The sequence below is a fragment of the Rhodanobacter sp. Root561 genome (assembly GCF_001427365.1).
Taxonomy (GTDB): domain Bacteria; phylum Pseudomonadota; class Gammaproteobacteria; order Xanthomonadales; family Rhodanobacteraceae; genus Rhodanobacter.
This window is the reverse complement of the sequence record NZ_LMGH01000014.1, coordinates 16,266-33,859: the sequence shown is the minus strand read 5'-3', so window position 1 is coordinate 33,859 and position 17,594 is coordinate 16,266. Positions and strand designations below refer to the sequence as shown.

Annotated in this window: 19 protein-coding genes; 10 read left to right on the top strand and 9 right to left on the bottom strand. The window is 67.0% G+C overall.

Features of this window, described 5'->3' with window-relative positions; translation table 11 throughout:
* Positions 1–31: 31 nt before the first annotated feature.
* The 5 genes from ASD55_RS14195 to ASD55_RS14175 all read right to left on the bottom strand — a co-directional run bounded on the left by ASD55_RS14195 (position 32) and on the right by ASD55_RS14175 (position 4,867).
* Positions 32–1,060: a magnesium and cobalt transport protein CorA gene (locus tag ASD55_RS14195; protein ID WP_082542796.1), complete on the bottom strand. Its 1,029-nt coding sequence runs from the start codon at positions 1,058–1,060 to the stop codon at positions 32–34.
* Between the two features lie 33 nt (positions 1,061–1,093).
* Positions 1,094–2,296 carry a DUF4105 domain-containing protein gene (locus ASD55_RS14190; RefSeq protein WP_056767056.1) on the bottom strand — a complete coding sequence of 401 codons (1,203 nt, stop codon included), beginning with the start codon at positions 2,294–2,296 and terminating at the stop codon, positions 1,094–1,096.
* 75 nt (positions 2,297–2,371) lie between these two features.
* Positions 2,372–3,211, bottom strand: coding sequence for a transporter associated domain-containing protein (locus ASD55_RS14185; protein ID WP_056717322.1), 840 nt, complete (start codon positions 3,209–3,211; stop codon positions 2,372–2,374).
* A gap of 217 nt (positions 3,212–3,428) precedes the next feature.
* Entirely contained in the window at positions 3,429–3,890 is a 462-nt protein-coding gene (gene ybeY, locus ASD55_RS14180; RefSeq protein WP_056767054.1) for an rRNA maturation RNase YbeY, read from the bottom strand.
* Positions 3,887–4,867, bottom strand: coding sequence for a PhoH family protein (locus ASD55_RS14175; protein WP_056767052.1), 981 nt, complete (start codon positions 4,865–4,867; stop codon positions 3,887–3,889). The genes ybeY and ASD55_RS14175 overlap by 4 nt, the downstream gene beginning before the upstream one ends.
* A gap of 100 nt (positions 4,868–4,967) precedes the next feature.
* On the opposite strand from ASD55_RS14175, the gene ASD55_RS14170 reads away from it, so the two are divergent.
* The 4 genes from ASD55_RS14170 to ASD55_RS14155 are packed head-to-tail and all read left to right on the top strand — an operon-like array spanning position 4,968 to position 8,669.
* Entirely contained in the window at positions 4,968–5,642 is a 675-nt protein-coding gene (locus tag ASD55_RS14170; protein ID WP_056717319.1) for a TetR/AcrR family transcriptional regulator, read from the top strand.
* Entirely contained in the window at positions 5,639–6,607 is a 969-nt protein-coding gene (locus ASD55_RS14165) for an HlyD family efflux transporter periplasmic adaptor subunit (RefSeq protein ID WP_056767049.1), read from the top strand. The genes ASD55_RS14170 and ASD55_RS14165 overlap by 4 nt, the downstream gene beginning before the upstream one ends.
* Positions 6,604–7,563 (top strand): ABC transporter ATP-binding protein, encoded by a 960-nt coding sequence (locus ASD55_RS14160; RefSeq protein WP_056767048.1) that lies wholly within the window; start codon positions 6,604–6,606, stop codon positions 7,561–7,563. The genes ASD55_RS14165 and ASD55_RS14160 overlap by 4 nt, the downstream gene beginning before the upstream one ends.
* Entirely contained in the window at positions 7,560–8,669 is a 1,110-nt protein-coding gene (locus ASD55_RS14155) for an ABC transporter permease (protein WP_056767046.1), read from the top strand. The genes ASD55_RS14160 and ASD55_RS14155 overlap by 4 nt, the downstream gene beginning before the upstream one ends.
* A 20-nt stretch (positions 8,670–8,689) precedes the next feature.
* Here ASD55_RS14155 and ASD55_RS14150 read toward each other — a convergent pair whose 3' ends face one another.
* Both ASD55_RS14150 and miaB read right to left on the bottom strand, forming a co-directional pair.
* Entirely contained in the window at positions 8,690–9,181 is a 492-nt protein-coding gene (locus ASD55_RS14150; RefSeq protein WP_056767043.1) for a GNAT family N-acetyltransferase, read from the bottom strand.
* Positions 9,178–10,545: a tRNA (N6-isopentenyl adenosine(37)-C2)-methylthiotransferase MiaB gene (gene miaB, locus ASD55_RS14145; protein WP_056717314.1), complete on the bottom strand. Its 1,368-nt coding sequence runs from the start codon at positions 10,543–10,545 to the stop codon at positions 9,178–9,180. Before miaB ends, ASD55_RS14150 begins: the two co-directional genes overlap by 4 nt.
* Positions 10,546–10,792: 247 nt before the next feature.
* Here miaB and ASD55_RS14140 point away from each other — a divergent pair, with 247 nt between their 5' ends.
* Entirely contained in the window at positions 10,793–11,947 is a 1,155-nt protein-coding gene (locus tag ASD55_RS14140; protein ID WP_056767041.1) for a lytic transglycosylase domain-containing protein, read from the top strand.
* Positions 11,948–11,972: 25 nt separating this feature from the next.
* Here ASD55_RS14140 and ASD55_RS14135 read toward each other — a convergent pair whose 3' ends face one another.
* Complete coding sequence (locus ASD55_RS14135) at positions 11,973–13,145, bottom strand: trypsin-like peptidase domain-containing protein (protein ID WP_056767040.1); 1,173 nt, start codon at positions 13,143–13,145, stop codon at positions 11,973–11,975.
* Between the two features lie 164 nt (positions 13,146–13,309).
* Here ASD55_RS14135 and petA point away from each other — a divergent pair, with 164 nt between their 5' ends.
* The 5 genes from petA to ASD55_RS14110 all read left to right on the top strand — a co-directional run bounded on the left by petA (position 13,310) and on the right by ASD55_RS14110 (position 17,121).
* Positions 13,310–13,915: a ubiquinol-cytochrome c reductase iron-sulfur subunit gene (petA, locus tag ASD55_RS14130; protein ID WP_056767037.1), complete on the top strand. Its 606-nt coding sequence runs from the start codon at positions 13,310–13,312 to the stop codon at positions 13,913–13,915.
* Positions 13,915–15,216, top strand: coding sequence for a cytochrome bc complex cytochrome b subunit (locus tag ASD55_RS14125; protein WP_056717311.1), 1,302 nt, complete (start codon positions 13,915–13,917; stop codon positions 15,214–15,216). Before petA ends, ASD55_RS14125 begins: the two co-directional genes overlap by 1 nt.
* A gap of 13 nt (positions 15,217–15,229) precedes the next feature.
* Positions 15,230–15,970 (top strand): cytochrome c1, encoded by a 741-nt coding sequence (locus tag ASD55_RS14120; RefSeq protein WP_056717310.1) that lies wholly within the window; start codon positions 15,230–15,232, stop codon positions 15,968–15,970.
* Between the two features lie 70 nt (positions 15,971–16,040).
* Positions 16,041–16,679 (top strand): glutathione S-transferase N-terminal domain-containing protein, encoded by a 639-nt coding sequence (locus ASD55_RS14115; RefSeq protein ID WP_007807971.1) that lies wholly within the window; start codon positions 16,041–16,043, stop codon positions 16,677–16,679.
* The gene (locus ASD55_RS14110) at positions 16,666–17,121 is read left to right on the top strand and encodes a ClpXP protease specificity-enhancing factor (RefSeq protein WP_056717309.1); all 456 of its coding nucleotides are present in this window, start codon (positions 16,666–16,668) and stop codon (positions 17,119–17,121) included. Before ASD55_RS14115 ends, ASD55_RS14110 begins: the two co-directional genes overlap by 14 nt.
* Before the next feature lie 63 nt (positions 17,122–17,184).
* Here the strand turns inward: ASD55_RS14110 and ASD55_RS14105 are convergent, their stop codons facing one another.
* A complete protein-coding gene (locus ASD55_RS14105) occupies positions 17,185–17,571 on the bottom strand; it encodes a DUF3301 domain-containing protein (RefSeq protein WP_056717308.1) in 387 nt (128 codons plus the stop codon).
* Between the last annotated feature and the right edge of the window lie 23 nt (positions 17,572–17,594).

Sequence of the window (17,594 nt, the reverse complement as noted above, 5' to 3'; positions counted from 1 at the left end):
CGACAACAGCCTGCCGGTTCGCGACCGGCCGCTACAGCCAGCGTGCGCGTTTCAGCCCCACGTAGATGCCGCCCACGATGCAGCCCATCAGCACGATCATCGCCGGGTACGCCCACGGGCGGCTGAGTTCGGGCATGTGGGTGAAGTTCATGCCGTACCAGCTGGTGAGCAGGGTCGGTGCGGCCAGCATCGCGGCCCAGCCGGCGAGCTTCTTCATCACCTCGTTCTGGCGCAGGCTGACCAGCGACAGGTTGACGTTGATCGCCGCGGTGAGCATTTCGCGCATCGCGCTGATCGCCTCGTTTACGCGGAAGGCGTGGTCGTAGACGTCGCGGAAATAGGCGCGCAGTTCCTCGGGGATCAGGTTCGGATACAGCCGGATCAGCTGTTGCACGATGTCCTGCAGCGGCGCCACCGCCAGCCGCAGCGTCATCAGGTCGCGCTGCATGTCGTACAGGCGGCGGATCGTGCTGCTCTTGAAGGTCTCGCCGAAGATGTCGTGCTCCAGCTGCTGCACCTCTTCGCGGAAGTCGCGCACGATCGGCAGCAGGTTGTCGACGATGAAGTCGAGCACGCCGTAGAGTCCGTAGCTGGGGCCGTTGGCCAGCAGCTCGGGGGTGTGTTCGCAGGTGCGCCGGGCCGGCGCATACGACAGCGAGGCCCCGTGGCGCACGGTGACCAGGTAACGCGGGCCGAAGAAGATGTGCGTTTCGCCGAACGCCAGCTGGCCATCGATCAGCTGGGCGGTCTGCACCACCAGGAACAGCGAGTCGCCATAGGCCTCGATCTTGGTGCGCTGGTGCGCGGCATGGGCGTCTTCGATGGCCAGGTCGTGCAGGCCGAATTCGTCCTGGATCTTCAGCAGCAGGGCTTCGTCCGGTTCGTGCAGGCCGACCCAGACGAAGGTGTCCGGTTCGGCCAGTACATCGCTGATCGCATCCAGCGTGACGTCGCCGATGCGGCTGCCGTCCTGGCGATAGGCGATGCAGTTCACCACCATGGGCTGGTCGGTGCGCGCCACGGAGTCTGCTGGAGGCGAAGTCGGGTTCATGCCGTGCATGATGCCCCCCGTCCGCGGGTGGGGCAACGCGGATCAGCGGCGGTGGCGCAGGCTCCAGGCCAGGGCGAGCCAGGCCGGCAGCGCAAACAGCAGCCACGGCTGGTTCTGCTGCACGGTGCCGGGCAGCAGGTGCAGCAGCACCGCGACCATGCAGGCCAGCAACTGGATCGCGATCACGCCATCGATGAAACGCGAGGCCGCCAGGCCGCGGCGCGCGCGCCACAGCGTCGGCAGCAGCAGGAAGGCCAGCGGATTGAACAGCAGCAGGTTGGCGTTGGCCCAGGCCGAGTGATGGCTGGTCAGCGTCCACAGCGCCAGCAGCACGATGCCGACCAGGCCCGCGGCAACGAGGTAGATCGTGCCGAGCAGGGCGTAGCCGGTGGGCCAGTGGCGACGGCCCAGCACGAGCAGCGCCGCCAGCAACAGCCCGGCCAGCGCCAGGGGCAGGCGCAGGTCGGGCGGCACGGTCGGTGGCACTTCGAGCCGGTTTGCCGAAACCAGTTGCTCGCCGATCACCAGCGGACGCAGGCCGCCGTGGCCGTCGTCCACCTTCACCTCGCGCAGTTGCGACTGCAGCACTTCGGGCAGGAAGCTTTCCCGCCACGCATCGAGCGGCTGGTCGGCATACGGCCCCAGGCCCAGGTCCAGCACCAGCATCAGCCATGGCTGGCCGCTCATCAGGCGATCGGTCTGCTGGCGGTAGGTCATGCCGCCGGCGCGCGATTTCATCTGCGTGGCCACGATGCCGCCCAGCGCCTGGTTCAGCGCATCGCGCACGCGGGTGGTGCAGTTGTCCGCGTAGTAGTCGTAGTTGTAGCCCGCGTTCTCCGGGCGCAGGTTCCACAACAGGAAGTCGCGCAGCGCAGCGGCCTGGTTCGCGTCGAGCGCCAGCGGCTGGCGAGTGATCGAGCGGCCGGCCTCGACGTAATAGCTTTCGTCGAGGCTGGTCGGCGCCGCATCCATCAGGTAGTGCATGCGGCCGCGGGCGAAGTTGACGAAGAAGTTGGCCTCGTTGAAGTCGAACACGCCGTAGTTGAAGCTGACCGCTTCGCCGGAGACCGTGTCGCGCACCTCGATGGCATCGTGGCCGAAGCGCTCCCAGTAGGTTTCACCCGGGCCATAGGTGATCAGCGACACTTCGAGGTTCGCTCCCGGCGCGTTGGCCACGCTGGCCTGCGCCGGCGCGATGGCCAGCCACAGGGCGAGGAGCAGGAACGCGAGACCGGTTTGTCGCATGGGTTCAACCTTGTCGTGGTGCTGCGGAAACGGCGGGCCCGGTGATCCGGCCCCGCGCAGCGGGCGTGATGGAGTCTACTGGCGCACCACGCGGAAGCCCTGCACCCGTCGATCGTCGGCCTCGGTAACGTGGAACAGGTAGTCGCCGATGCTGACTTCCTCGCCGACCTCGGGCAGGTGGCCGAACTCGGAGGTGACCATGCCGCCCACGGTGTCGTACTCCTCGTCGGAGAAGTCGGCGCCGGTCTGTTCGTTGAAATCCTCGATCGGTGTCAAGGCGCTGACCAGCCAGTCACCGCCGGGCTGCTCGTGCATCAGCTCCGGTTCTTCCTCGTCGTCGTGCTCGTCGTCGATCTCGCCGACGATCTGCTCGAGCACGTCCTCGATGGTGACCAGGCCGGCGACGCCGCCGTATTCGTTGACCACCAGCGCCATGTGGTTGCGGCTCAGGCGGAATTCTTCCAGCAACACGTTCAGCCGCATCGACTCGGGGATCAGCACGGCCGGGCGCAGGATCGCGCGGATGTCGAAGTGTTCGGCGGCGCCGAAATACTTCAACAGGTCCTTGGCCAGCAGGATGCCGAGGATTTCGTCCTTGTCCTCGCCGTGCACCGGGAAACGCGAGTGGCCGGATTCGACCACGGCGGCGAGGATGTCGGGCAGCGGTGACTCGGCCGCCAGCATCACGATCTGCGCGCGCGGCACCATCACGTCGTCAACGCTGAGTTCGGTGACCTTGATCGCACCCTCGACCATGGTGAGGGTGTTCACGGACAGCAGTCCGTTGGTCTGGGCGGAGCGCAATTCCTCGATCAGTTCGTCGCGGTTGCGTGGCTCGCCGGAAAACATGTGGCCCAGTCGATCCCACCAGGTTCGGTGGGCCGGGCCGCTGGTACTGCCGGGGTCGTCGCTCATCACTCGTTGGGATTCTGCCCGAAAACGGGCGGAAGCCCGATTCTAGCGGAAAAATCGCGATGGTTCAGGGCACTGTTGCTCCTCCCCCTGTGTGCAGGAGGAGGTTGGCGACCGGAGGGAGTCCTTCAGGTGAGGGGGTTGCTCAGGGGGGCGGGGAAGATCAAGAGCGGACCCCACCCCGGCCCTCCCCTGCTTTGCAGGGGAGGGAGCAAGCAGGTCAGGCGTAGGGGTCGGCGATGCCGAGGCCGGCCAGGATGCGGGTTTCCAGCGCTTCCATCGCCTCGGCTTCGGCATCCACGAGGTGGTCGTAGCCGAGCAGGTGCAGCACACCGTGGACGGTGAGATGGGCCCAGTGGTCGCGCGGTGCCTTGCCCTGTTCGGCGGCCTCGCGCAGCACCACCGGCGCACAGATCGCCAGGTCGCCGATCAGGGGCAAGGTCACGCCCGGCGGCAGTTCGGCGGGGAACGACAGCACGTTGGTGGCGTAGTCCTTGCCGCGGTAATCGCGATTGAGCGCGCGGCCCTCGTCGGCGTCGACGATGCGGATCGCCAGCTCGACGCTCTTGCGACGTCTGGCGCCACGCAGCGCCGCCTCCACCCAGCGACGGAAACTGGCCGAGGCGGGCAGGCCGGCGCGCGGTACGGCGTAGCCGACGGCGAGGGTCACCGGCGCGCTCATTCGCCGCCCTCGTCCTTCTGCTCGAACGCCTCGTACGCCCGCACGATCTTCGCCACCAGCGGATGGCGCACCACGTCGCGCGAGGTGAAGAAGGTGAAGCTGATGCCGTTCACGCCCCGCAGCACCTCGATGGCCTGGCGCAGGCCCGAGCGCGTGCTGCGCGGCAGGTCGACCTGGGTGACGTCGCCGGTGATCACCGCCACCGTGCCGAAGCCGATGCGCGTCAGGAACATCTTCATCTGCTCGACCGTGGTGTTCTGCGCCTCGTCGAGGATCACGTAGGAATCGTTCAAGGTGCGGCCGCGCATGTAGGCCAGCGGCGCGATCTCGATCACGTTGCGTTCGATCAGCTTGGCCACCTTCTCGAAGCCGAGCATCTCGTACAGCGCGTCATACAGCGGGCGCAGGTAGGGATCGACCTTCTGCGACAGATCGCCGGGCAGGAAGCCCAGCTTCTCGCCGGCCTCGACCGCCGGGCGCACCAGGATCAGCCGCTGTACCCGGTTCGCCTCCAGCGCTTCGACCGCGCTGGCCACGGCGAGATAGGTCTTGCCGGTGCCGGCCGGGCCCACGCCGAAGTTGATGTCGTGGCTGGCGATCGCGTGCAGGTAGCGCGCCTGGTTCGGGCCGCGGCCCTTGATCACGCCACGCTTGACCTTGATCACCACTTCCTGCGCTTCCCCGGCGTCCGCTTCGGCGATCGCATCGACGCCGGATTCGGCCAGGTGCAGGTTGATCTTCGCGCCGGTCAGCGCCTCGTCCTCGGTGCCGGCATACAGCGCACGCAGCACTTTCTCGGTGGCCCTGGCCGGGTCGTCCGCGCCGATCACCTGAAAGATGCTGCCGCGGTGGTTGATCTCCACGCCGAGGCGCAGTTCGATCTGGCGCAGGTGCTCGTCGAACGGCCCGCACAGGTTGGCGAGGCGGGCGTTGTCTTCGGGGTCGAGGGTGAAGTCGCGCTGGTTGAGTTCGCTCATAGGGGCGCGAGAGTAGCGCGCCGCTGCCGGAAGGGCCATTGCCGAAAGCCCGCATGACAGGCAATTTGCAAATAATTAAATGATGAATTAATTTGCGTGCATGGCCACTTCGAACAAGCGCGCAAAAGCGGGTCGCCGTGCCGGACGACCCAGCGGTGACGATCAGGACCTGCGCCGGCGCCTGCTGGATGCGGCGATCGCGCAGTTCGCGCGCACCGGGATCGCCGCCACCTCGCTGCGGGCGATCGCCACCGAGGCCGGCGTCACACCGGCGATGCTGCATTACTACTTCGGCGACAAGGCGCGACTGCAGCAGGCGCTGATCGACGAGCGTCTGCTGCCGGCGCTGGCGCCGCTGCGCACGCAACTTGAACATGCCGGGGACGATCCTGCCGCACTGATCGAGGGTTTCGTGCGCGGCACCGGCGAACTGGTCGTGCACCATCCGTGGCTGCCGCCGCTGTGGGTGCGCGAGGTGCTGTGCGAAGGCGGTGCGCTGCGCGAAGTGCTGTTCACCCAGGGCGTACCGGGCGTGCCGCAGTTGCTGGCGCAACGCTTCGCGGCGGCGCAGGCGAATGGACGGCTGAATGCGGCGCTGGACCCGCGCCTGCTGGTCGTCTCGCTGGTCGGACTCACCCTGTTCCCCGCCGCGGGTGCGCCGATCTGGCGACGCGCGTTCGGCGCCGAAGAGCTGGGAGCCGAGGTCATGCTCAGGCACACACTGGCCTTGCTCGGACACGGTATTGGTACGGCAGAACCGGGAGAAACCGCATGAAGATCGCAGCCGTGATTTGCCGCTCGCTGGCGGCCTTGCTGCTCGTCATCACCGCCGCTTGCGGGAAACAGGCGCCGCAGGCGCTGGGCACGCTCGAATTCGACCGCATCACGCTGCCGGCACCAGCCGCCGAACGCATCGTGGCGGTCGACGTGCGCGAGGGCGAGCAGGTCAAGACGGGCCAGCCGCTGCTGCAACTGGACCCCGCGCATACCCGCACCCAGCTCGCGGCCGCCGAGGCCCAGCTGCAGCAGCAGCGCGAGGTACTGGTCGAACTCCAGACCGGACCGCGCAGCGAGGACATCGCCAAGGCGCGGGCGAACCTGGCGGCGGCGCAGGCCCAGGCGCGCGAAGCCCGCGCGTACTACAACCGCCTGCTTCCGCTGAAGGGCCAGAACTACGTGGCCGCGGCCGACCTGGATCGCGCCCGCGCCGCGGCCGGCAACGCCGACGGCCAGGTGGCCGCCGCACGCGCGGCGCTGGACGAACTGCTGCACGGCACGCGCCCCGAGCAGCTCGCGCAGGCGCAGGCCGCGGTGGCGGCGGCGCAGGCGCAAGTCGATGCGCAGCAGGTGCTGCTGGGCAAGCTGGCCATCGTGGCGCCGCTCGCCGGGCGAATCGACAGCCTGCCGTACAAGCTGGGCGACCAGGCGCCGGTGGGTGCGCCGGTGGCGCTCCTGCTGGCCGGCGATGCGCCGTATGCGCGCATCTACGTGCCGGTGCAGCAGCGTGCCGGCGTGCACGTCGGCGACGCGATCCGGGTCTTCGTGAGCGGCCGCGAACAGCCGTATGCCGGCAAGGTGCGGATGATCCGCAGCGAGCCGGACTTCACCCCGTACTACGCGCTGATCGGCGACGACGCAGCACGGCTGAGCTATCTGGCTGAAGTGACGCTGGGTGCGGATGCGGCCCAGCTCCCCGCCGGTCTGCCGGTGCGCGTCGAGTTCCACGAGTCCGCGAAATGACCACCGATGCCGACAGCGTGGCGATCCGTGCGCGTGGCCTGACCAGGCGCTTCGGCAAGCTGGTGGCGGTCGATCACGTCGACCTCGAAGTGCCGGCGAAGCGTGTCTATGGCTTCCTCGGCCCGAACGGTTCAGGCAAGTCGACCACGATCCGCATGCTATGCGGCCTCCTGAAGCCGACCGACGGCGAGATCGAGGTGCTCGGCCTGAAGATCCCCGCGCAGGCCGACGAGCTGCGTCCGCACATCGGCTACATGACGCAGAAGTTCTCGTTGTTCGAGGACCTCAGTGTGCGCGAGAACCTGGAATTCCTGGCCGCGATCCAGGGCGTGCCGAAGGCGAAGACGAAAGCCCGCATCGACGAGCTGATCGAGCAATACCACTTCGGCGATCGCCAGCAGCAGCTCGCCGGCAGCATGAGCGGTGGCCAGAAGCAGCGCCTCGCGCTGGCCTGCGCGGTGATCCACGAGCCGGAGTTGCTGTTCCTGGACGAGCCGACCAGCGCGGTCGATCCCGAATCGCGCCGCGACTTCTGGGAAAAGTTGTTCGAGCTGGCCGACATCGGTACTACCTTGCTGGTGTCCACACATCTAATGGACGAGGCCGAGCGCTGCCATCGGCTGGCGATCCTCGATCGCGGTGTGCTGGTCGCCGACGGCACGCCGGGCGAACTCAACGCCGAGCTGGATGGACGCACCTTCGTTGTCGACACGGCCGACCCGCGGGCAGCCCAGCGCGCGCTGGTCGACGTGCCGGGCGTGCTCGGCGTGGCCCAGGTCGGCAACACCTTGCGCGTGCTGATTGCCGAAGACGCCGGCGACGCGACGCAGCGCATGGACGAGGCACTGGCGGCCGCCGGGTCGAAGGCCGAGGTGGCGCCGGCGCTGCCCAACCTCGAAGACGTGTTCGTCGCCGCGACGCGCAGGGGCGATGCGGACGAGGAGCGCGCCGCATGAACTGGCGCCGGCTGTGGGCGATCGTGATCAAGGAGCTGCGCCAGATGCGCCGCGACCGCGTCACGCTGGCGATGATCGTGGGCATCCCGGTGATCCAGCTGGTGCTGTTCGGCTACGCGATCAACACCAACCTGCGCGGGCTGGCCACCGGCATCGCCGACCAGGCCAACACCGCCGGCTCGCGGGCACTGGTGATGGACATGCTGGCGACTGGCGTGGTCGCACCGGTCGCGAAAGCGGACACGCCGCAGGAATTGATGGCGATGATCCGGGGCGGCGACATCAGCATAGGCATCGTGGTGCCGCCGGATTTCGAGCGCCGCCGCATCGACGGCCGCGAGCTGGCGCAAGTGCTGGTCGACGGCAGCGACACGGCGGTGCAGGGCGCCGCCGCGCAGCTGGCGCAGGTGCCGATCGACAGTGCCGTGCCGGATACGCGTGCGCCGATGACCAGCACGCCGGCGGGCGGGCGAATCAGCGTGGTCGCCTTCTACAACCCGCAGCGCCGCTCCGCGGTCAACATCGTGCCCGGCCTGATCGGCGTGATCCTGACCATGACCATGGTGCTGTTCACCGCCATCGCGATCGTGCGCGAACGCGAGCGCGGCAACATGGAGCTGCTGATCGCCACGCCGCTGACCCGTTCCGAACTGATGGTCGGCAAGGTGCTGCCTTACGTGGCGATCGGCCTGGTGCAGACCAGCGTGGTGCTGGCGCTGGGCATGTGGCTGTTCGACGTGCCGATCCGCGGGAGCCTGCTCGACGTGTACCTGGCATCGAGCCTGCTGATCCTTGCCAACCTTACCTTGGGCCTGCTGATCTCCACTCGCGCGCAGTCGCAGTTTCAGGCGATGCAGATGATGATCTTCGTGTTCCTGCCGTCGATCCTGCTGTCCGGCTTCATGTTTCCGTTCGCCGGCATGCCGAAGCTGGTGCAGTGGATCGCCGAGCTGCTGCCGCTGACCCATTTTCTGCGCCTGATCCGGGGCGTGATGTTGCGCGGCGCCGGGTTGTGGGAGATGTGGGGCGACGTGCTCGCGCTGGCGACGTTCACGCTGGTGATGATGGCCTTGGCGATCCTGCGTTTCCGCAAGCGGCTGGATTGAGCCACTCCGTCGCCCGCTGGCTACAGGGTTCGATGCATCACGTAGAGATCGGTGGGGCCGAGCTGCGCGTGACGGAAGGCGCCGGGCACCTGGCCGACGATGCTGAAGCCGTGGCGCTGCCACAGCCGCACGGCGGTGGTGTTGCTGGCCACCACGGCATTGAACTGCATCGCGCTGAAGCCGGCCCGGCGCGCCTGTTCCAGCGAGTGCTCGCACAAAGCCGACGCCACGCCCTGGCCGCGCGCTTGCGGCGCCACCATGTAGCTGCCGTTGGCCACGTGGTCGCCAGGACCCATCTGGTTGGGCGCCAGCCGGTAACAGCCCAGTGCCTGGCCGTCGCGTTCGGCCACGAAACAGCGTGCCGGCGGCGTGGTCCACATGGAGCGGGCCTGTTCGAGGGTGATGTCGCGCGGATAGGTGTAGGTATCGCCGTCGGCAGCGATCGTCTGGAAGAACGGCCACACGCGGACGAACTCGTCCGCGCCGATTTCCCGGATCACCAGCTCGCTCATGACGCCAGTGCGGCGACTTCGTCGGCCAGCTTCACCCGCCCGCGCAGCGAATTGCTCATCGCCTCGGTGATCTCCACGTCGACGAACTGGCCGATCAGGCGCGGATGGCCGGGGAAGTTGACGAAGCGCATGTTCTCGGTGCGGCCGGTCAGTTCGCTGGCGTCGCGGGTGCTGGGCTTTTCGACCAGCACGCGCTGCACGCTGCCGACCATCGCCTGGCTGATCGCTTTCGCATTCGCGTTGATCGCGGCCTGCAGACGGGACAGGCGCTCATGCTTTTCACTGGCCGGCGTGTCGTCGGCGAGGTTTGCCGCCGGCGTGCCCGGACGAGAGGAGAAGATGAAGGAGAAGCTCTGGTCGAAGCCGATGTCGTCGATCAGCTTCATGGTCTTCTCGAAATCCTCGGCAGTCTCGCCAGGGAAGCCCACGATGAAATCCGACGACACGCAGATGTCCGGCCGCACCGCGCGCAGCTTGCGGATCTTCTGCTTGAACTCCAGCGCGGTGTAGCCGCGCTTCATCGCGGAAAGGATGCGGTCGGAGCCGGCCTGCACCGGCAGGTGCAGGTAGTTGGCCAGCTGCGGCACGTTGGCGTAGGCCTCGATCAGCGAGTCGGAGAACTCCAGCGGATGCGAGGTGGTGAAGCGGATGCGGCCGATGCCGTCGATCTGGGCGATCGCGTGGATCAGTACCGCCAGGTCGGCGATGCCGCCATCGAAGGTGGCACCGCGATACGCGTTGACGTTCTGGCCGAGCAGGTTCACTTCGCGCACGCCCTGGGCGGCGAGCTTGGCCACCTCGACGATCACGTCGTCGAATGGACGGCTGAGTTCCTCGCCGCGGGTGTACGGCACCACGCAGTAGCTGCAGTATTTCGAGCAGCCTTCCATGATCGAGACGAAGGCAGTCGGGCCTTCGGCGCGCGGCTCGGGCAGGCGGTCGAACTTCTCGATCTCGGGGAAGCTGATGTCGACCTGCGGCTTGCCGCTGGCGCGTTGCTGTTCGATCAGCTGGGGCAGGCGGTGCAGGGTCTGCGGGCCGAACACCAGGTCGACGTACGGCGCGCGCTTGACGATGGCGTCGCCCTCCTGGCTCGCCACGCAGCCACCGACGCCGATCAGCACCGGCTTGCCGTCCTTCTTGTGCTGCTTCCAGCGGCCAAGCTGGCTGAACACCTTTTCCTGCGCCTTCTCGCGGATCGAGCAGGTGTTGATCAGGATCACGTCCGCCTCGGATTCGTCCTGGGTCAGCTCCATGCCGTGCGACGCCTTCAGCACGTCGGCCATCTTGGCCGAGTCGTACTCGTTCATCTGGCAACCGTGGGTCTTGATGAAGAGTTTTGGAGGCGTCGGGTTGCCGCTCATGACTGGGGATACCGTGGTTCGTGAGGCACGAGGTGCCGTCGTGTGAGCCGTGCAGTTTACCCGCGCGGGCGCCCGCCTGCCAGTAATTCGCCATGCCGGATCAAGCACTTGCGGCTTGTCGGCCGGCAGCTCGGTGCCGCTGTCCGCGGTTCCGGCCACGCGTCGGCCAGCGGCCGGAACGCCGCATGGCGCACGAAATCGCCGTCGCGGACTTGGCGCTGGCGACGCATGGCGGCACACTGCGCCCATGTTCGACGTCGCAGGTCATGGGGGAAGCGTCGGTCGACTGCTCCGGGGCTTCCCATTACGCACGATCCTTTGCGGGGTCGCGCTGGCCTGCGGCCTGCTGTGGTGGCCGTCAGCCCGGGCCGGCGTGCTGTATCAATGCACCGGCGCCAACGGCGAGACGGTGTACAGCAGCAGCAAGGTCGGCTATCACGGTTGCCGCGCGATCAGCAGCTACGCTGCGCCCGCGTTCCGGCGCAAGCCGGCACCGCGGCCGCGGGTGTCGCTGACCGGGGTGTCCTCCGTGGTGACTACCTCGGCCCGCAAGCTGGTGGACGGCAGCGTGGAAGCCGCCGCGCTGACCGACGTGCAGGGAACGGTCGAAACCAGCGCGACGCCGATCGGCCCCGCGCCGGCCGGCAAGGTGTCCCTGGCTTCCGTGCAGGGCTCGGTGGCCACCGCAGCGACCGCGATCGGAAGCCCGGCCGCCGCCATGGCCGGCCAGTGGAATTATCGCGAGTCACCGGCTCCCGTCGCCGCGCCGAAGGCGGCCGGGCAAGCCGACAAGGTGCTGCGCGGTGCGGTCTACCGCATCGTGCGGGCGGATGGCAGCGTGGAATACACCAACCTGCCCCAGGTCGCTGGCACGCGTGGCCGCGCCGTCACCATGCTGTTCACCTATATTGCCACCTGCGCCGCATGCAATCTGCATTCGACGGTGCGCTGGGGCAGCGTGGCGCTCAACCTGACCGCGTATGCGGACACGATTCGCGCCGCCAGCGTGGAGTATGGGGTCGACGAAGCGTTCCTGCGCGCGATCATCCATGCGGAGAGCGCGTTCAATCCACGCGCATTGTCCATCGCGGGCGCGCAGGGACTGATGCAGCTGATGCCCGGTACGGCCGGTGACATGGGCGTGCTGGACGCGTTCGACAGCGATCAGAACATCCGTGGCGGTGCGCGCTATCTCAGCCTGCTGCTGCGTGACTTCAACGGCGACGAGCGACTGGCCGCCGCGGCCTACAACGCCGGCCCCGGTGCCGTGCAGCGCTACAACGGCGTGCCGCCGTATGCGGAGACCCAGGTCTACGTGGAGCGGGTGGGCACCTTGCGCAAGCGCTACGGCGCGGCGATCCACCAGCCACTGGCTGCGCGAGGGCCGGGCTCCGCGCCCTGAGCCGGAAGGTCCTCGCCGGATGCCGTCAATCGCCGGACAGCGCGTTCGTGCCCATCGCGGGTCGTTGCGCCACGGTGGCCTCGACGTGGAACGGGCTGCCGTTGCGCAAGCCCGAGATCTCGACCTTGCTGCCCGGTTTGAGCGCCGCCTCGGAGCGGCGCAGGCTGGCCGGATCGAGGATGTCATCGCTGCCGATGCGCAGCAGGATGTCGCGCGGCTTGATGCCGGCCACGGCAGCCGGACTGCCCGGATAGACGTTGGTGACCAGGGCGCCGCGGGCTGCCGCCGGCAAGCCGCTGTTGGCCGCGACCGGCACGAAGGCATAGTCGGCACCGAGCCAGCCGCGCACCACGTGGCCGGTGGCGATGATCTGGTCCAGCACCTTCTTGGCGGTGGTGACCGGTATCGCGAAGCCGATGCCTTCGGCGCCGGCGGCCTTGCCGATCAGCAAGGTGTTGATGCCGACCAGCTGGCCCTCGGCGTTGACCAGGGCGCCGCCGGAATTGCCCAGGTTGATCGCCGCGTCGGTCTGGATGAAATCCTCGGCGCTGGAGCTGTTCAACTGGCGGCCGATCGCACTGACGATGCCCATCGTCACGGTCTGGTTGAGCCCGAGCGGGTTGCCGATCGCCAGCACCACGTCGCCCGGCCGCGGGTCTTCGCTGGCGATCGGGATCACCGGCGGATTGCTGGCGTCGATCTTCAGCACGGCCAGATCGGATTCCTCGTCGGCGCCGACCAGGCGGGCCTGGGCGATGCGGCCGTCATACAGCAGCACCTGGATGTCGGCCGCATGGGCGATCACGTGATTGTTGGTCAGCACGTAACCCTGGGCGTTGACGATCACCCCCGAGCCCAGCGTCTGTTCCCGATGCTGGTAGGTCGTCGGCTGGCCACCGAACAACTGCTGCAGCACCGGGTTGTCGTACATCCGCACGGCCTGCTCGGTGACGATCTTGTTGGCGTAGATGTTGACCACCGAGGGCGCTGCGGCGGCCACCGCGTCGGCGTAGGAGACGGGCCCGTTGCCGACCCGGGGCTGGCTGGTCGCCGGTGCGTGCGCCGGTTCGGTCAGCCCGAAGCGCGCACGCAGCCGTTCGCCGCTGCCCGGCCAGAACAGGCCGACCACGAAGGCCATGGCCAGGCCGAGAATGGCGAAGCGGGCAATGAACAGGAGCGTGCCGGCGGCATGTTTCATGTCGGAGGATGGGTCCCGGCGATCGTGGCGAGTGGTGTGGCGGCTGGACTTCGCCGTGATGCCGTTTATTGTACGGGGCAGGGCCTGACGCTACACTAACGCGATTTTTGCAGGCACCAAAACGCCTGTGTCTCAATGGCAAGCAATGTAATCCGGAGAGCCTGATGGCGAACGAAGTCGTCGATCATGGCCGCCGCCGTTTCCTGACAGCAACCACTGCGGTGGTTGGTGGTATCGGAATCGTGTCGGCGGCTGTGCCCTTCATCAAGTCGTGGGAACCCAGCGCGCGTGCCAAGGCCGCTGGCGCTCCGGTTACCCAATCGTTGGCCAAGATCGAGGCGGGGCAATTGCTGACCGTATCGTGGCGCAGCCTGCCGGTGTTCGTGCTCAACCGCACGAAGGCCCAGCTGGCGACCCTGCCGATGGTTGACTCGCGTCTGGTCGACCCCAAGTCCGACGGCGCTTCCGCCGACCAGCAGCCGAAGTACGCGCAGAACGAAGGACGCTCGATCAAGCCGGAATGGCTGGTCATGATCGGCATCTGCACGCATCTGGGCTGCGTCCCGGACTTCGTGCCGGAGATCAAGCCCGAGCCGTTCGATCCGGAATGGAAGGGCGGTTTCTACTGCCCCTGCCACAAGTCGCGCTATGACCTGGCCGGTCGCGTGTTCCAGGGCGTTCCGGCGCCGAAGAACCTGCCGGTGCCGCCGTATCACTTCATCGATGACAGCACCATCCAGATTGGCGTGGATCCGAAGGAGGCTGGCTAATGGCCAACGTATTCACGAGAGTCGGTGACTGGGTCAACGAACGCGCACCCGGCATGGCGCCGATGTACCGCGCGCACATGACCGAGTACTACGCGCCGAACAACTTCAACCTCTGGTACTACTTCGGTTCGCTCGCCCTGCTGGTGCTGATCAACCAGATCGTCACCGGCATCTTCCTCACCATGAACTACAACCCGAGTGCGGCGGGAGCCTTCAACTCGGTCGAGTACATCATGCGTGACGTGGAGTGGGGCTGGCTGATCCGCTACATGCACTCCACCGGCGCCTCGCTGTTCTTCGTGGTGGTGTTCCTGCACATGTTCCGCGGCATCATGTACGGCTCGTACAAGAAGCCGCGCGAGCTGGTGTGGCTGCTCGGCATGCTGATCTTCCTGGTGCTGATGGCGGAAGCCTTCATGGGCTACGTGCTGCCGTGGGGCAACATGTCGTTCTGGGGCGCCAAGGTGATCATCTCGCTGTTCGGCACCATCCCCTACATCGGCAACACGCTGGTGGAATGGATCATGGGCGACTTCCTGCCCGCCGACGCCACCTTGAACCGCTTCTTCGCCCTGCACGTGATCGCGCTGCCGATCGTGCTGCTGCTGCTGGTGGTGCTGCACATCGCGGCCCTGCATGAAGTGGGTTCGAACAACCCCGATGGCGTGGAGATCAAGAAGGGTCCCAAGGGCAACCGCTGGGATGCGCTGAAACCGGCAGACGGCATCCCGTTCCACCCGTATTACACGGTGAAGGATCTGGTTGGCGTGGGCTTCTTCCTGCTGATCGCCGCCTTCATCATCTTCTTCGCGCCGACCTTCGGCGGCTGGTTCCTCGAGCACGACAACTTCATCCCGGCGAACAACCTGGCGACGCCGTCGCACATCAAGCCGGTGTGGTACTTCACCCCGTTCTACGCGATCGTGCGCATGATCCCGTCCTTCCTCGGCTCCGCCGTGTGGGGCGTGCTGGCGATGTTCGGCGCCATCGCGGTGCTGTTCGCGCTGCCCTGGTTCGACCGCGGCAAGGTCAAGTCGATCCGCTACCGCGGCACCGGCTTCAAGGTGGCACTGGGCCTGTTCGTGGTGTCGTTCATCGCGCTGGGTGCGGTCGGCGCGGGCATCACCGCCGAAGTGATCCCGGTCTGGTTCGGCGATGTCGACGTGACGTTCTGGGAAAACCTGTTCGGTCGCCTGATGACGCTGATCTACTTCGGCTTCTTCGCATTCCTTTGGGTCTATACACACTTCGGCTGGGAAAAGACCAAGCCGGTTCCGGAACGGGTGACGACGCATGACTAAGCGGCAGCTGCTAATGAAGCGATACATCTTCCCGGTGGCGTTGGCGTTCAGTCTGATCGTCGGCAGTGCCTCGGTGCAGGCGTCGGAAGAGGGCGGCCTGCCGCCCGCCGGCACCAACGTGCAGGACCAGGCTTCGCTGCAGCGCGGTGCCAAGCTGTTCTTCAACTACTGCGTCGGCTGCCACTCGCTCAAGTACATGCGTTACGAGCGGATCGCCAGCGACCTGGGGTTGACCGAAGCCGAAGTGATGGAAAACCTCAATTTCACCGGCGCCAAGTTCGGTGAACCCGTGGTTTCCCACATGCCGGCGGACATGGCGGCCAAGTGGTTCGGCAAGGCACCGCCGGATCTTTCGCTGGAAGTGCGCGCCAAGGGCCCGGACTGGGTCAACGCGTACCTCAACTCGTTCTACCTGGACCCGAGCCGTCCGGTCGGCTGGAACAACACGGTATTCCCGAACGCGTCGATGCCGTTCCCGCTGTGGGAATTGCAGGGCCTGCAGACGGCGGTGATGACCGAGGCCAAGCCGGGTGAAGACGCCAGGGTCGAGAAGCTGGTGCTGTCGCAGCCGGGCAAGCTGACGCCGGCCCAGTTCCAGCAGGCCAGTCGCGACCTGACCACGTTCCTGGAATATGCCTCCGAGCCGGCGGCGCTGGAGCGTCACCATTACGGCATCTGGGTGCTGCTGTTCCTGGCGTTCTTCACCTTGCTGGCAGCCATGCTGAAGAAGGAATACTGGAAGGACGTTCACTGAAGCCCGATGGCATCAACCGACTGCGGCGGCCACGAGCCGCCGCAGTCGTCTCACCGATGGGGAATTGCGCATGGTCCCAAGCGCTCGCTCGCGTACCGTATTGACGCTCTACACCACCGCCGATGACGTGCAATGTCATCGCGCCCGGCTGGTTCTTGCCGCCAAGGGGGTCAGCTACGAACGCGTCCTGGTTGATCCGGCACGTCCTCCCGAGGACCTGATCGACCTCAATCCCTACGCCAGCACGCCGACCCTGGTCGATCGCGACCTGACCCTGTTCGATACCTCGGTGGTCTGCGAGTACCTCGACGAACGCTACCCGCACCCCCCGCTGATGCCGATCGATCCGCAGTCGCGGGCGCGGCTGCGCGTGGCGGCCGTGCGCATCGAGAAGGACTGGCTGGTCGAGGTCGACATCATCCGTGCCGGTGGCCGGCCGGCGGACGCGGCCCGCAAGCGCCTGCGCGAGCATCTGCTGGCTTCCGTGCCGCTGTTCAAGGCGGCGAAGTTCTTCCTCAATCCCGAAATGAGCCTGGCCGATTGCCTGGTGGCGCCGGTCATCTGGCGACTGCCGTGGCTGGGCGTGGATCTGGGCAGGGAAGGCAAGCCGCTGATCGATTACGGCGAGCGGTTGTTTCACAGTCAGGGTTTTGCGCGCAGCATGACCGATCAGGAAAAGGCGATGCGGCAGGACCATGAGCAAGAATGAAGTAGTGCCAATGACGTCCAATCGGCCGTATCTGCTGCGGGCGATCTACGACTGGATCAGCGACAACGAACTGACCCCCTACATCCTGGTGGATGCGACGTTTGCCGGCGTGCGGGTGCCGCCGCAGGTGATCAAGAACGGCCAGGTCGTGCTGAACCTGGCGATGCGGGCGGTGGCGAACCTCGACCTGGGCAATGACTGGATCAGCTTCCAGGCGCGTTTCTCCGGTGTCAGCCAGTCGATCCAGATCCCGGTGCTGGCCGTGCTGGCGCTGTACGCGCAGGAGAACGGCCAGGGCATGATGTTCCCCGCCGACGAGGAGGGTGGCGACCCGCCGCCGTCCGCGCCCGAGCCGGACGACAGCACGCCGGGCACCGGCGGCGCGGAGGATGCGGGTTCCAAGCCGAAGCGCAGCGCACCGCATCTGCGGGTGGTGAAGTAGCGCGGAGGATTCGTGGCCCCGCGCCGTTGGGGCGTGAGGCAGGCGGGCCGGCGTGACCGCCGGTCAGTGCAGGCGGTCGATCTTGCGTGGACGCAGCGGCACCACGTTGTCGGTCCGGTTGGCCGGGACCTCGTGGGGCAGCAGCTCGATCACCGGGAGGCTGAGGCCGCTGAGGCTGTTTCCCAGCATCCACAGTCGGCACGGTTCGCGATCGTGGCCATCGATGCTCACCTCGAAACCGTAGCAGCGTTCGACCCGCAGCAGGCCATCGACCCGGCGCAGCCGCAGGGCGCGCAGCCCGACCGTTTCATCAAGCAGTTGCAGGCCGTGTTGCTCGCACTGGCGCCGGGCCTCCAGCACCGCCCGCTCGCGGGCAGTGCTGAGCTTAAGCCACGCGGCCACGATGGCGACAAGGCCAAGCAGCAGCAGGAGGTTGAAGACGTCGCTCATGCCTTCAGTGTGTGGGTGCCGCC